13 protein-coding genes are annotated in these 13,913 nt (G+C 50.1%); 2 read left to right on the top strand and 11 right to left on the bottom strand.

Annotated elements, in window-relative coordinates; translation table 11 throughout:
- Nucleotides 1-6: 6 nt before the first annotated feature.
- The 7 genes from ACH6EH_RS01145 to ACH6EH_RS01115 are packed head-to-tail and all read right to left on the bottom strand — an operon-like array spanning nucleotide 7 to nucleotide 7,988.
- Complete coding sequence (locus ACH6EH_RS01145; RefSeq protein ID WP_397330762.1) at nucleotides 7-1,479, bottom strand: phytoene desaturase family protein; 1,473 nt, start codon at nucleotides 1,477-1,479, stop codon at nucleotides 7-9.
- Nucleotides 1,476-2,633 (bottom strand): glycosyltransferase, encoded by a 1,158-nt coding sequence (locus ACH6EH_RS01140; RefSeq protein WP_397330761.1) that lies wholly within the window; start codon nucleotides 2,631-2,633, stop codon nucleotides 1,476-1,478. Before ACH6EH_RS01140 ends, ACH6EH_RS01145 begins: the two co-directional genes overlap by 4 nt.
- Nucleotides 2,606-3,364, bottom strand: a complete 759-nt coding sequence (locus ACH6EH_RS01135; RefSeq protein WP_397330760.1) for a lysophospholipid acyltransferase family protein — start codon at nucleotides 3,362-3,364, stop codon at nucleotides 2,606-2,608. The genes ACH6EH_RS01140 and ACH6EH_RS01135 overlap by 28 nt, the downstream gene beginning before the upstream one ends.
- The gene (locus ACH6EH_RS01130) at nucleotides 3,333-4,085 is read right to left on the bottom strand and encodes a carotenoid biosynthesis protein (RefSeq protein ID WP_397330759.1); all 753 of its coding nucleotides are present in this window, start codon (nucleotides 4,083-4,085) and stop codon (nucleotides 3,333-3,335) included. The genes ACH6EH_RS01135 and ACH6EH_RS01130 overlap by 32 nt, the downstream gene beginning before the upstream one ends.
- Nucleotides 4,082-4,957, bottom strand: a complete 876-nt coding sequence (locus ACH6EH_RS01125) for a phytoene/squalene synthase family protein (RefSeq protein ID WP_397330758.1) — start codon at nucleotides 4,955-4,957, stop codon at nucleotides 4,082-4,084. The genes ACH6EH_RS01130 and ACH6EH_RS01125 overlap by 4 nt, the downstream gene beginning before the upstream one ends.
- The gene (locus tag ACH6EH_RS01120; RefSeq protein ID WP_397330757.1) at nucleotides 4,936-6,456 is read right to left on the bottom strand and encodes a phytoene desaturase family protein; all 1,521 of its coding nucleotides are present in this window, start codon (nucleotides 6,454-6,456) and stop codon (nucleotides 4,936-4,938) included. Before ACH6EH_RS01120 ends, ACH6EH_RS01125 begins: the two co-directional genes overlap by 22 nt.
- Nucleotides 6,447-7,988: a phytoene desaturase family protein gene (locus tag ACH6EH_RS01115; protein WP_397330756.1), complete on the bottom strand. Its 1,542-nt coding sequence runs from the start codon at nucleotides 7,986-7,988 to the stop codon at nucleotides 6,447-6,449. Before ACH6EH_RS01115 ends, ACH6EH_RS01120 begins: the two co-directional genes overlap by 10 nt.
- A gap of 282 nt (nucleotides 7,989-8,270) precedes the next feature.
- On the opposite strand from ACH6EH_RS01115, the gene ACH6EH_RS01110 reads away from it, so the two are divergent.
- Entirely contained in the window at nucleotides 8,271-8,591 is a 321-nt protein-coding gene (locus tag ACH6EH_RS01110) for a cupin domain-containing protein (RefSeq protein WP_397330942.1), read from the top strand.
- Between the two features lie 326 nt (nucleotides 8,592-8,917).
- Entirely contained in the window at nucleotides 8,918-9,268 is a 351-nt protein-coding gene (locus tag ACH6EH_RS01105) for a hypothetical protein (RefSeq protein ID WP_397330755.1), read from the top strand.
- Between the two features lie 179 nt (nucleotides 9,269-9,447).
- On the opposite strand, the gene ACH6EH_RS01100 is transcribed toward ACH6EH_RS01105, so the two are convergent.
- The 4 genes from ACH6EH_RS01100 to ACH6EH_RS01085 form a co-directional block, all read right to left on the bottom strand.
- Nucleotides 9,448-11,073 (bottom strand): glycoside hydrolase family 9 protein, encoded by a 1,626-nt coding sequence (locus ACH6EH_RS01100; RefSeq protein ID WP_397330754.1) that lies wholly within the window; start codon nucleotides 11,071-11,073, stop codon nucleotides 9,448-9,450.
- 22 nt (nucleotides 11,074-11,095) lie between these two features.
- Nucleotides 11,096-11,737 carry an HAD family hydrolase gene (locus ACH6EH_RS01095; RefSeq protein WP_397330941.1) on the bottom strand — a complete coding sequence of 214 codons (642 nt, stop codon included), beginning with the start codon at nucleotides 11,735-11,737 and terminating at the stop codon, nucleotides 11,096-11,098.
- A gap of 243 nt (nucleotides 11,738-11,980) precedes the next feature.
- Nucleotides 11,981-12,400 carry an arsenate reductase (thioredoxin) gene (gene arsC / locus ACH6EH_RS01090; protein ID WP_397330753.1) on the bottom strand — a complete coding sequence of 140 codons (420 nt, stop codon included), beginning with the start codon at nucleotides 12,398-12,400 and terminating at the stop codon, nucleotides 11,981-11,983.
- A gap of 30 nt (nucleotides 12,401-12,430) precedes the next feature.
- The gene (locus ACH6EH_RS01085) at nucleotides 12,431-13,726 is read right to left on the bottom strand and encodes an arsenic transporter (protein ID WP_397330752.1); all 1,296 of its coding nucleotides are present in this window, start codon (nucleotides 13,724-13,726) and stop codon (nucleotides 12,431-12,433) included.
- Nucleotides 13,727-13,913 lie beyond the last annotated feature (187 nt).

The following is a 13,913-nucleotide window of genomic DNA, read 5'->3' as shown; positions in this document are numbered from 1 at the left end:
ATGTAGTCAGCCTTGATTGATGATCTCCTGTGCGACAAGCTGCCCCGATAGGGTAACCAGAGGCGTCCCTCCACCCGGGTTGGTCGTTCCTCCTACAAACCAGAGACGATCCAGTTCCTTCAGCCGATTGGATGGACGAGCAAAGGTCTGTCTCGCTGAATTAGACGAAATGCCATAAATAGCGCCCCGGAATGCACTGGTATCTCGCTCCAGGTCCTCCGGCGTATACCAGCGCAGCACCTCCGCCTCCTGGATGCCGTCCAAGCCCAGCGAGTCCAGCCGCGTTAGTATGGAGGCCTGATATGCCTTGCCATCCTGCTCCCAGCTCCATTCGGGAGAGGTGTACGGAGCATTCAGCAGCAGAAACAGGTTACTGCCTCCTTCCGGGGCCATCCCGGCCTCCGTATAGCCAGAATAGCAAATATATGCTGTAGGCTCTTGAGGCGGCTTCCTCTGGTCAAAAATATGCTCAAACTCTGCTGCATACCGCTCTGGAAAAAACACATTATGATGCAGCAGATGATCATATTTGCGCCTCACGCCAATGAGCGCCGTAAGACCGGAAATGGAGGGCTCATAGGAAGCAATCCGCGCATTCCGCATTCCTGGACGCTTTAGTTCTGGAATTAAATCCCGGCACGCACTGAGCACGTCTCCATTCATCACAACAACATCCGCCCTGTATGTCTTCTCTTCCGTTTCCACTCCTGTAACACGTTTACCCTCGATGATCAGCTGCTGAACCCTGACGCCCGTCTCGATATCAACGCCGAGCTCTTCGGCAACCTTGCGAAAGGCCTGTGGAATGCTGTAGGTTCCGCCCTTGACTCCATAAACCCCCATGCCTTCCAGATGGGCCATCATGCCAAAGATCGCTGGCGCCCGATATGGAGATGCCCCGACATAGGTCGCATATCTTCCGAACATCATTAACGTATTGGGATGACGGAAGTAACGGGCAAGAAGCTTTTGCAGCGAGGTGAGCGGCCGGATTCTAAGGAAGGCTGAGACCAGGGAAGGCGACAGCTTCGATGAGGTATCCAGCATAAGCGTATTTAGAAAATGCCGATCCGCCTGATGATAAAGAGCCGCAGATTCAGACAGAAATCCTCTCAGCCGGGAAGCGTCTTCCGGGCTGTACTTGGCGATCTGCTGCTCCAGGCTCGCAATGTCTAAGGTCATATCTACAGTCAATCCGTCTGCAAAAAAATTACGGGTGTGCGGATCCAGCGGAATGAGCTGAAGGTAGTCCTCCATCTTTCGTCCGCTGTCCGCAAACACCCGTTCAAAGGCTTGTGGCATCGTTATTGTACTGGGACCACGGTCAAAATAATATCCGTTCTCCTGCACACGCTGCAGCTTTCCGCCAACCTGGTCCTGCTGCTCCAGAACCGTAACCTGGTAGCCGGAAGACGCAAGCTTGATTGCGCAGGAGAGTCCGCCTAGTCCAGCGCCTACAATAATGGCTGTTCTTTTCATGAATAATAACGTCCCTTCCATTGGTAGCCCCGGCTGGTGTAAGCGGTTCGGCATGAGTCCAGTGCCAGAAGTATAACCAGCAGCATACTGATCGGCTGGAAAATAGACAGCCAGGCCGGCTGGCCTTGATTCACATCCGCTGCCATTTTGACTGTAATCCCAGTCAGTACGCAGCAGGCGGACCATATCATAAGCTCTGATGATCCCAAGTCTGTACCTGCAAGAATGAGACTGTAAGCCAGCATCAAGACAGGAAATACATACAGAATAAAATAGAACAAGCTCATGGCTGTCAGTAAGGGAATGCTTCTGCCCAATCCTTCAAAAATATTTTTGCGGTAGCCGCTCCAGACCTCGGCACTGGTATGATACATTCTCATGGTCACATGTCGATGAATATCCGCAAGCTGAACCGGCTCCTTGCCTCGCTTGAAGCTGCGGACGAGGGCCATATCGTCGACCAGCTCATTTCGGATTCCGAGATGACCGCCGACCCGCTGATAGCTGTCCCGCTCCACCAAGATAAAGGCGCCATGTGCAGCAGCAAGCAGCGGATGCGAGGTTCGCTTGATCCAGCGGATGGGCAAATGGCATAAAATTGTAAAGGTCATCAGCGGTACAATCAGTTTTTCCATCCAGGTTCCAACGACCTGAAACGGAAATCCTGTAATCATTCCTCTTCCCTGTCGCTCTGCGACCTGCATAGCCCATGTCAGGGCACCTGGCTTCAGACGGGCATCGGCATCCATAAACAGCCACCATTCCCCTGCCGCTGCTTCCGATAGCTGATGGCAGGCATGAACTTTTCCACTCCAGCCGTCTGGCATTTCTTTGCCCTCAAGAAGTTTAACGCGCGAATCCATGCCGCTTATTCTTCGAACAGCGTCTGCTGTACCATCCTCCGAGCGGTCATCCAGCACGAGCACTTCCAGATGGGGATAATCGCTTGCCAGTACAGATCGCAAGGCATCATCTATGTTGCGTTCCTCATTACGGGCAGGAATCAGAACAGAGATGAGAGCAGCGGGCGCAGCACTGGCATCCCGGCGGCTGACGCTGCTTAAGCAGGAAGTGAACCAGCCCCAGCCGTTCCACAAAACGTACAAAAATTGCAGCATCAGTATAATTAAGAGGATTTGAAGAAACGTTTCCACCACTGTGTCCTCCTCTGGAAGTCCTCGAACAAAGCATCCGTGGAGGAGCTTTTTTTTAGAATCGGGTTAAAGCCGCTTTGGGGACCACATTGATCCTCGACCACCAAAGCCTTATGACGGTCCAGCTGTTGCTCCAGCCGCGCCGCCAGCCAAGCTGAGGACTCTCTGCGCCTTGTAGAAGACCAATCCTCTTCAATCGGGGTGCCTGCCCACATCGTTGCCACCGGCTTCTGTACATAGGTCATCGAGAACACCATCGTTACCGGAATCACAATGGGAGAGGGTGAGCGTGAGAGCAAGTAACCGATGCCAGGCTGAAAATGCAGCGGCCGGACATCATTGTGATAAATGTCGCCCTGTGGAAAGATCCAGACGCTCTTCCCCTGCTCCATCAGCTCAGAGGCATAGTGAAGGGATCTCAGAATCCCTTTCATCGATTGCTTATGTATCGAGAATGCGCCCAGCTTCTGAAAAAAACGGAATTTGTTGAGCTGCCGCTCATCCATCATGATGAAATGATCACCAGCTGAGCGCTCCTTGACCGCATGGTACATCAGCAATCCGTCCCACCAGGAGCTGTGATTCATGGCATAAAGGACAGGCCGGCGGAGATCCGGTGGATCCAGCTCTCCCCGAAGCAAAATTTGATCAAAATGCCGGGGAAGCAAATAGTGCTTATTATAAGCATGAAAAAGAGTATTAAACCATTTGCTTTTTTGGGCTTGAAGCATACCGGTGCACCCCCTCCGCGGCTGCGATCCCCAAGACAGAGATCAGAGCTGGAACGACCAGGCCCTCCTTCAGAGACAAGAGACCGAACATCGCCAGCATCCCTTGATATAAGAAAACGGTAGAACGGGACGGACGGCTGTCACGGCCCTCATGATAGAGTGGAAATAAAAAGGACAGCAGGAATGCAGCCCCGAACCAGCTGATGAAATTCTGCAGTGGAATTCCGGCATAAAAGCCAGTTCCGCTCCACAGCCAGAACTCATTCGCGAAGGCAGCAGGATCCAGTACCAAATCTAGCAGCATGGCCCAGAAGCCGGTTTGCAGCGCCCGGGTCAGCAGGGTCTTGCCTGTAGACATCAGCACCGACATGACCATGACTCCAATCCAGGCAAAGCCGATCGCAATCGGGACAGCCTCTCCAAAAATGCTCAGCGTGTCCGTGTACTCATAGGTTCCAAATGGATATCCTGTTTCGGTTCCAAACCATTCCAGAATATAAGTGGACACCGCTACGATGCCAGCTCGAGCCCAGATCGAGAGCGAAGCATGTCTTTGCAAATTTTTGGAGCGAAGCTCCTGACGTTCTAGTGTCAACGCGTACATGGCGAAGAAAACAAGAAAAAGTCCGTTGGAGAAATGAAGGAGATCTGGTACATCATAGGTCAGCATGAGGATCAGTCCAATGGTGTACCAGCCCCAGAACAAATAACCCATTTTCATGAGACTGCACTGCTTTCGGCTTTATGGTTGTTCATATTATATCTTCGCATTATGGAAAGCAGCATGGACGCCTTCTGAACGCCGCTGACATAGGCGCGCTTTCTGAATACCTGATACTCATTGCTTTTTACAGCGTCGAGAATACTGCCGTAGAAAAGCGCTGCCAGCTCCACGCTGAATGCGCTGGATGTCGGATACGTATCCAAATCCCGCAGGCCAAGCGCGAACCATTCCTTCGCCTTCTGCTCCAGCTTGAGAATCAGCTGCTTAAGTCCTTCATTAACGTCCTCAGCCTGAAAACATTCCTCACTGTATCTGCACTCCTGCATCCAATCCAGCGGAACATAGCGGCGTCCACGTCTTTTGTCCTCTCCGATATCCCGCACGATGTTCACAATCTGCATGGCTTTGCCGAGATATACTCCCGATTCCACGACCTTCTCATCGGGTGACTCATGCAGCACAGGCAGCAGCATTTCACCGACGGTACCCGCTACAAGATAACAATAATGCTCCAGCTCTTCCATCGTGTTGTATTCCGTTTGAACAAGATCCCGGCGCTGCCCTTCCATCTGCTTGTAAAAGGGAGCCTTCTGTAAATTCGGAAACTGCTGAAACAGCCAGCGAAGCGCCGGCCAGATAAAATGCCCCTCAGCCGTGGCCAGCTCATCCAGATGATGCTCCAGCTCATCAATGCTGTATAACGAGCGTTCAGGCTCATCGACCGAATCGTCAATCATACGGCAAAACGCATAAATGACATAAACCGCTTCTTTTCGTGGTGAAGGCAAGTATCCAAAAGCTTTGTAAAAGGTAGAGGAGCCTTCACGAATCATTTCTTCACATTGGACTAAACAGTTTGTGGCATGCATTCGATTCTCTCCTTTGTCAGATGATCGGCAAGGAGTTTAGCCCCCTGCATTACGATGGGAATGCCGCCCCCAGGGTGTATTGAAGCTCCAACACTGTATAAGCCGCTCAGCTCCGGAAAGGGTACAATCTGCGGCCGGAAGACAGCAGACTGCTTCAGGCTCGGTGCGATTCCGAAGCTTCCTCCCCGGTACAAGCCGTCGTTCACAGCGTCATCCGGAGTGCGAATATCCATCCAAAGCACCGATTCCCGCAATCCATCAAAGCCACGTTCCTCCGCTTCAGCCAGTATTTTGTCTGCGAGCTTATATTTAAGCTCGTTCCAGTTCACCTCTCCCGCTGGCGGCACTGGCACCAGAATATACATCACACTCTGGTCCTTCGGTGCGGCACTAGCATCCAAGGCAGTCGGATAAAACGTGTAGAAGGAAGGCTCGTCAGGAACCTTCTGCTCCGTAAACAATTGCTTGAGACCCTGGTTTAAAGAGGATGGCAGAAAGAACTGGTGGATATTGGCATGCTCATAGCGTTTATTTAAGCCAAGATAAATCAAAAAGCAGCCGGATGACGGCTCGTATTCCTTATTGCGTATTTTATCAGATATTTCAACAGAATGGGTGACAGATTTCGAGCTTTGTCCCGCCGGCAGCAGATTCACAAGATGCGGGAAATCTCCGTTAAAGACGACGGACTCATGCCTATATACCGCTCCCTCTGCCGAAACAAAGCCGGTGCAGCTCCCGCCCTCGATCAGCAGCTGTTCCGCTTTACACCCGGTTACGAAGCTGACACCACGGCTCTCCAATATGGACTGCAGCCGGTCCACAAGGCCTGCGTAGCCTCCTTTTAGGTACCAAACACCGAATGCATGCTCTGCGTAGGGAATGAGCGTATACAGCGCAGGGGCGCTGAAGGGCGCTCCTCCAATGTACAGCGTCTGAAGCGAGAAGGCGTCCTGCAGACGTTCATCCCGAAAATAATCCGCCGCCAGCCGGCGTACACTTTTGTAAGCCTTCATCTTCATCAGCAGCTTCATATTACTCCAGGTGTAGAACTGTCCCTTGCGGAAGAAGGGTTGCTTCAGGAACGAATGAACACCTTGCTCAAACGCCTGCTCCATATCAGACATATATCTCAGAAACCCGTTCTTCTCCCCCGGGAACACCCGGTCCAGCTCCTGGAGCTGAAGATCCAGCTGCCGGTATTTCTTGAACACGGTGCCGTCCGCATAATGAATCGCATACAGCGGATCACATTCCATCAATGGCAGCTCCGCTGGATCCATACCACCCTCTTCTAAAATGTCCAGCAGCATGTTGGGCAGCAGTACAATCGTCGGTCCTTGATCAATCTGGAAATGTCCATCCTCATCTCTCTGGTAAGCGAGCCTTCCGCCCAGTCGCTCTGCCTTCTCATACACGGTAACCTCTACGCCGCGTTGGGACAGCAGCAGCGCTGCCGTTAAACCGCCGATGCCTGATCCAATAATGCCTACTTCCATACCGGCACCTCCTGTGCTGAATATCTTGGTGCCATCTTGACGCCTTCCCTAACATCCTGCTCCATCAATAGCTTGACACTAATCCGCGCCGATTCCCAAATGGTTGGCAGACCACTGCCTGGATGCGTGCCGCCGCCAACAAGCCAGCAGTGCTCCAGCTCTTCAAATCGGTTGTGGGGACGGCGGTGCATCATTTGATCCAGGGAATGAGCCAGGTTAAACGTGGCTCCCCGATACACATGATATTGCTCCTGCCAATCCAAAGGCGTAATCATCTTCTCGGCCCGGATGCGGGAGGACAGCCCGGCAAGCTCCGGCTCCTGCTCCAGCCTGGATAGGACAGAGCTGCGAATTTCCTGTTGAATATCTTCCCAATTGCTGACTCCTGCCAGATTAGGAACGGGCATCAGCACATACAGTGCAGATTGTCCGGCCGGGGCCAGTGTGGGATCAAGAGCGCTCGGATTATGCACATAAATGGATGGATCTGCGGACAGTACGCCCTGGCGGGTAATTTCATCAACATTCTTCGGATAATCCTCGGAGAACACGACCGTATGATGGGGGAGATCAACAGCACCGTCAATGCCCAAGTACAGCATAAAGGTCGAACAGGAGTATTTTCTCGACGAAATGTACTCCGGTGTGTATTTCTTCAGTTGTCCATCTTCAAACAGTTTGCTTGCCGCGGTCGCGAAATCGGCATTGATGACCACATGATCGGCTTCGATCTTCTCTCCATTCTCCAGCAATACACCGTTGGCTCGGCCATGCTGAGACAATACTTTCTTCACGCCTGTCGAAGTATTGACCGTACCGCCATATTCCTGAACAACGGCAGCCATGGCTTCACAGACGGCATTGACGCCCCCGATCGGGTGAAACAGACCATACTCGTGCTCCAGATAAGACAATATGGAAAAGGTGCCCGGGCACTCCCATGGAGACATTCCGAGATACTTCGCTTGAAACGTAAACGCGTATTTTAGACGTTCATCGTTATAATATTTCGACAGCCGTCCGTACACCGTGTCGAAAGCGTTCAGTTTGGGTAATGCTTTTACAACATCTGTCCGTATGTAATCCGTAATTCTGGATATCGGACGCTTCAACAGCGGTGCAATGGCATCAAACTTGAGCTTCTCTTCTTTCATGAAACGCACATAGCCTTCGCCGTTACCTGGGAACAGCTCCTCAATCCGCTCTTTCATGACTTCTCTATTACGGGTAGCGTCCATCCGGGTCTCCCCAAACCGGAGCTGATATAAAGGATCGAGCTCCACTAAATCAACATATTGGTGTAATGAGCGTCCGACAGATTCGAACAGCTCCTCCAGCAGCTGCGGCATCATCAGGAAGGTCGCTCCCCGATCAAATGCATAGCCTTCAAACTCCAGTCGGGATGTTCTGCCGCCGATGTACGGCTGCTTCTCATACACGGCCACATCATAGCCCTCTCCGGCCAGAAGCATAGCAGATGCGAGTCCACCAGGACCTGCGCCGATCACGATCGCTTTTCGTTTTGAAGTCAAGATCATCCCTCCATATAAATAAAACCCAACATAAGATATAATATAATTAACCCAACGGTAAATTTACAAACATTATACTTTATTTGTATAAGGTTTGCAAATGGTAAGGTTTGCGTAATGTTGGCCTTGCGACCGATTGTTCCTTTATTATTGTGAATTTTTCATTACCTGTAATAATTATATGTATGATGAATATAATCAATCTACCCATTGAATTCCCTTTTGGGAACAGGTAAGCTATTTTTAGCGTTGCCAGAAAATAATGGAACTGGAGGGATTATGATGAGCAAAATCGGGATTTGGGAAGATGCGGAGCCTGGCGTGAAACGTTGCATTTTAAACGCCGAAGGAAGCTTGATGATGATGGAGGTTCATTTTAAGGAAGGTGCTCAAGGCTATGAGCATAGCCATCCCCATGAGCAGATGAGCTACTGCCTTAAGGGCAGCTTTGACTTTGTCATAGATGGACAAGTTCATCGCTTGTCTGCGGGACAATCCATTGCCATTCCAAGTCATGCCAAGCATGGCGTTACAGCTTTGGAAGAGGATTCTGCACTATTGGATGCGTTTACACCGATCCGGGAAGACCTTCTGCGTTCCTAACAAAATTAAAATGCCGCGGCACCAGGATATAAGACTCCTGATGCCAGCGGCATGGGTATGATTAGCTTCAATATCACCTGCCAGCTTGGAACGCCTCAGTGTCGCTCCAAGCATCGTCACCGTGTGATGTGAACTTGAGACAAGCCGCTACAAGCGGCATGATCCGCACCGAAACGGTGCCCTGACCATTCTTCTCTGGCTGTAACGCACCAATACTCAAACAAATGATAGAGCGTGAATTTCGCGCCTTATCTACGTAGCCCACCGTTTGGACGATGGATTCGACTCCTTCGGGTGTAAGAACAATTTATAGGATTGGAAGAATCGTGTTTTCAAAAATAAATGTAACTTTTATATTTTTAAATTGTTATAAATATTGGGAAACAGCAACCCACAATGTAGATAAAATTTCCCAGTACTTAGGGGGCACTCGTGTACTGTTTATGAAGAACTACAGTAGTAATTCAGTGACTGTCAATTTAACGCACCTAGATAGTAATTTGGTATATTTCACCACAACTATTCCTGCAGGCGGTTCTCTGGATTGGAGGAATTTTGATGAAGGATACCCGCAAGGCATGCGCGGCGGCAACTATGTACTTCAATGGATCGGTGGCTCATATAACGTTAATGGAGAAACGTTTGGCAAACAAGCTTCCAGCACGAGCGATTTTTAAAAAACTTTTAAAAATTTTGCTGTTTCTCACTAAGGAGGTCCCGGTTAAACATGGGGCCTTATACTCTTTCTGTTCCGAAGTCATCCGATATCGAGTTCAATGTCCGACAAAGCGACCGTAAAAACGTCCATTGTTGATTATGGTGACAAATGTTACATTATCATCACAAATTCCTGATGTCAGCGATTCATGCCTGCTGTTACAAAAACAGCCGGCGAATTCCAATAAATCGTAACCTCATTACCCGCGTAGCTGGCCTCATGATCGATAAAGCAAGCTGCGGCAGGCTGACCGGAAACTTGCTCTTTTAAGCATTCGTCATTCAAATGTCTGTTCGGGCCACCGGATACGAGCCCCGGAACCGGCTCTATTACTGCATCTGCAGCAGAAGGACGATGATGCGGATAAAGAATCGGCCGATCACCAAATCCGGTGACATAGCAGACATCCAGCACATTACGACCCAGCAGATAGTGCAAGTGGGAATCGGCCAGTTCAATATAGCGCAAATCAGGCTCAAGCTCGCAGGCAAGCAGCACGAACATTGCTCTATTCAGCAACACCATATTGCTGCCCCATATATAATCCTGTTCCTCCATAGCAATCTGATAGCCGTTATGGCTCGCCACCTTAAGCAGCCTATCTGCCTCGGCTAGCACCTGCTGTTTCAGAAGAGCGTATACTTGAGGATCGCTTCCGCCTTCCCCGTTCAGTAAATAGCTGAAGGTGCCGTATCCACCCATATCCGCCCAGCCCAGCTCCGTCTTAGAGAATTCCTCTTCCGCCAGCTTCCGCAGCTGCTTATGATACATTTCATCACCTGTTGTTCGATAAAGCTCGGCTGCGGCCCAGAAACGTTCATCGACATCCTGATCGTCGCCGTACTCACCGGTTGTAATCCCTTCGGGATTGGTGAACCCCGGAGCTTGCGGATGGTTGTCCAGCCACCGATAGCCGTTCAAGCTGGAGCGAAGACATTCTATAGCAAAGGTAGCATCATAAGGCTGATATAGCCGGGCAGCCAGAGCCATAACAGCAGTGTGACACGCTGTAGCTGTGGCGCTGATCGGTGAGAATACCAGCTCTCCTTCATCCTCTTCCGGCATCACATGCAGATCGGGAAAGCTGCGAGTGGTCAGTTTATGATAGGAGCCGCCACTTTCTTGATTCTGCATCTTGAACAGCCACTCCAGCTCTACTTTGCATTCATGAAGCACATCCGGCATGATTCCATCACTTTCCGGAAGAGGCAGAGCAGCTGTAAAGGCTGCCGGATACAGCTCAAAGGCAAGCAGCAGATCCGCGACCGCCTTAGCCCCGGGAACGACGTATTTGCCATAATCTCCGGCATCATGCCATCCTCCATTCCCATCCAGCTTCTGCGACGCTTGATCATAGATCACCCCCGGCTCGGTGTGGCATGCTGCATGTCCCCAAGGTCCGGCGAATTCCTCTTCCAGCTCCGTGCCACAGCGAAAATAATAGAACGCTTTTAATAATCCCTGCTGGAGCTCTTCATACGGCTTCTCCTCAATAATAAAAGAAGCGGAACGCTCCATTCCCGATGCGACGGCATAATATCGGCCAGGCGTCTGCAGCTCCGTGAAATCTCCTTGAAACACTACACTCCCACTGTCATCGTCCTGCATCGGTCCTTCTGCTTCACCTGAATAGACAAGCTCCTCCGTCATTTCGTTATAAATGTGAAACGTCGGCTCCAGGCCGGTAAGCAACAAGCCTTTTACATGATGCGCGGCATATCCAATCTGGTTCACGAGAATCCCTCTACTTTTTACCGTGGACATGATGAGCCCTCCTTCATCTTCTTTACAGCCATTGCGGAAGCTCGGCAAGATGGGAAATCACGCCAAGCGGGAGCACGCCCTTGGATTTTAGCTGAACAGGATCGCTGCGGTAGGCCACAAAAGGAATACCAGCTGCCTGTGAAGCTTTTCCATCAATCCAGCTGTCTCCAACCGAGAGCCAGTCGGAAGGCTTCAGGTGATGATATTGGTTCAGCACATACTGAAATCCACCGGGTGCAGGCTTTAAGGCCTCCATATATTCCCTTCCCACAACATATTCAAATTCTACCTGGATCTCATAATTTTTCAAAGCCTTAATCGCCGCCTGTGTTGCATTATTTGTAACGACGGCCAGGTGATATTTCCCTTTCAAGGACTGCAGGAGCTCCTTCGCCCCCGGCTCCAATTCAGCCTGCAGCATTCCCTCGGTCTCATAACGCTCCGCAATGCCCCATAGCGCCGCTAACCGCTCTTCCGTCATCAAGCCGGATGCTTTGGCTTCCTCAATCAGTGTAGAGGTTGTATGCTCTGTTAACAGGCATTCCGGGGATAACAGCCCCTGCTCCACACAGAATTGGTAGGTGTGAGACTTCATGGACTCAAAATCAATCCGAGATTGCAATAAGGTATTGTCCATATCAAATATAATGCCTTGGCCATGCATCACTTTTTTTCATCCTCTCTCCTAATATGTTACCATGGGTACAACTCTGTATCCTTTATAAACCTAACAAAGCATTGCAAAGGTGGTGACTCCTATAACTGAAGGTCTTGTTTCTTTACTATCCATTGTACTATGGATTGCTAGTAATCATTATCGTTTCTCTGTTTCAACATCTATAATTACGAGCGTTTTTTGACCGAAAAAAAAAAGCAGGGAATAGCTCCCCGCTTCTCAAGTCTGTTTTTATTGACCCGTTGTTGCAAACTGCTGAATCCGGCTGCCGATCTGATCGCGCACACGCTGGAATACCGCCCATTTCTCTTCTTCATTCCCCAGTGCCTTGGCAGGATCATCAAAGCCCCAGTGCTCGCGGCGGACATGCGGAGGCGTCATGGGGCACTTATCCGCAGCATCCCCACATAAGGTAACAACGAAGTCGGCACGGTTAAGGAGATCCATATCAATAATATCTGAGGTTTGATTCGAAATGTCGATTCCGACTTCAGCCATGGCTTTGACTGCGTTGGGATTCAGGCCATGAGCCTCAATTCCTGCGCTGTACACATTCCATTCCTCTCCGAGATGCTTTTTCGCCCACCCTTCTGCCATCTGACTTCTGCAGGAATTACCTGTGCATAAAAAATAAAGTGTTTTCTTGTCCATTTTACTCTCTCCTTCACATGTCTTATTTCATTAAAGTATAGCTAGCCATATATATAATCCCAAAAGAGTAATGCACAAGGTCGGAATGGTCAATATAATCCCCGTCTTGAAGTACGTGCCCCAACTGATTTTGACTCCTTTACTGGAGAGCACATGCAGCCAGAGCAGCGTTGCGAGCGAGCCAATCGGCGTGATCTTCGGACCCAAATCCGAGCCAATAACGTTAGCATAAATCAAGGCTTCCTTGATTGCCGCGGTGGTGTTCGTGGCCTCGATCGCCAGTGCGTCAATCATAACAGTAGGCATGTTATTCATAATGGAAGATAGAATCGCTGCAATGAAGCCCATGCCGAACGTTGCCGCGAGCAATCCCTGATCTGCAATGCCTTGAATCTGCTGCGCCAGCACATCCGTCAAACCGACATTGCGCAGGCCGTAGACGACCACATACATACCGATGGAGAAAAACACAATCGCCCATGGTGCTCCTTTGATCACTTCTTTGGTTTGTACAACCGGACTTTTTGAAGCCATCAGCAGGAAGAAGATCGCGATAAAGCCCGCTACAATGGATACCGGAATCCCTATAAATTCACATACAAAATATCCGGCCAGGAGCACGCTCAATACGATCCAGGATAACCGGAACATTGCCGGGTCCTGTATAGCGGACGCTGGTGATTTCAGCTGTGTGCCATCAAAGGTACGCGGAATACTTTTGCGGAAGAACAAATATAGCACGAGAATACTGGCTCCAAGCGCAAACAGATTCGGCACGAACATCCGGCTGGCATATTCGATGAACGTTATCCCGAAAAAGTCAGCAGACACAATGTTGACCAGGTTGCTGACTACCAGCGGCAAGGAGGTGGTATCGGCGATAAATCCACTCGCGATAATAAATGGAAATACATTCTTTTCGTCCAGGTTCAATGCCCGCACCATCGCCAGGACAATCGGGGTCAGGATCAGAGCAGCACCATCATTGGCGAAAAAGGCGGCTACGACCGCGCCAAGCAATGTTACATATACGAACATCCGGATGCCTCTGCCGTCGGCCGCTCTCGCCATATGGAGCGCTGCCCATTCAAAGAATCCGATTTTGTCCAGGATCAAGGAAATGATAATGATCGCGATAAAAGCCAATGTCGCATTCCAGACAATTTGAGTGACGGCCCAAACATCCTGAAAATCAACCACACCGACCAAAAGCGCCAGCACCGCACCTCCACAGGCGGACCAGCCGATCGACAGATTTTTAGGCTGCCAGATAATAAGGACTAGCGTAATGATAAAGATGAGACTTGCCAGAACAACAGATAACACAATGCTTTCCCCCTAGTTTGTAATCCCCGTACCTCCAACAATAATTTGTACCTGTTTACCCTCACGTATGCGGTCTTCTAAATTACCATATCATAATATACTTATACGTAGGGCGTTCAGAACCCTGGACGAAGGAAGCATACACTGAGCACCATTCTTAGCCTTCAGCGCCTCCAGTTTCCGGATG

The sequence above is a fragment of the Paenibacillus sp. JSM ZJ436 genome, from assembly GCF_044383795.1.
Taxonomy (GTDB): Bacteria; Bacillota; Bacilli; order Paenibacillales; family Paenibacillaceae; genus Paenibacillus_AQ; species Paenibacillus_AQ algicola.
The sequence above is the reverse complement of the archived record's forward strand: the minus strand, read 5'-3'. Positions and strand labels throughout refer to the sequence as shown.

What these genes read in the sequence shown, in the direction of transcription:
- ACH6EH_RS01145 (WP_397330762.1), bottom strand. Translation starts at nt 1,479, where the DNA reads ATGAAAAGAACAGCCATTATTGTAGGCGCTGGACTAGGCGGACTCTCC.
- ACH6EH_RS01135 (WP_397330760.1), bottom strand. Translation starts at nt 3,364, where the DNA reads ATGCTTCAAGCCCAAAAAAGCAAATGGTTTAATACTCTTTTTCATGCT.
- ACH6EH_RS01130 (WP_397330759.1), bottom strand. Translation starts at nt 4,085, where the DNA reads ATGAAAATGGGTTATTTGTTCTGGGGCTGGTACACCATTGGACTGATC.
- ACH6EH_RS01125 (WP_397330758.1), bottom strand. Translation starts at nt 4,957, where the DNA reads ATGCATGCCACAAACTGTTTAGTCCAATGTGAAGAAATGATTCGTGAA.
- ACH6EH_RS01120 (WP_397330757.1), bottom strand. Translation starts at nt 6,456, where the DNA reads ATGGAAGTAGGCATTATTGGATCAGGCATCGGCGGTTTAACGGCAGCG.
- ACH6EH_RS01110 (WP_397330942.1), top strand. Translation starts at nt 8,271, where the DNA reads ATGAGCAAAATCGGGATTTGGGAAGATGCGGAGCCTGGCGTGAAACGT.
- ACH6EH_RS01100 (WP_397330754.1), bottom strand. Translation starts at nt 11,073, where the DNA reads ATGTCCACGGTAAAAAGTAGAGGGATTCTCGTGAACCAGATTGGATAT.
- ACH6EH_RS01095 (WP_397330941.1), bottom strand. Translation starts at nt 11,737, where the DNA reads ATGCATGGCCAAGGCATTATATTTGATATGGACAATACCTTATTGCAA.
- arsC (WP_397330753.1), bottom strand. Translation starts at nt 12,400, where the DNA reads ATGGACAAGAAAACACTTTATTTTTTATGCACAGGTAATTCCTGCAGA.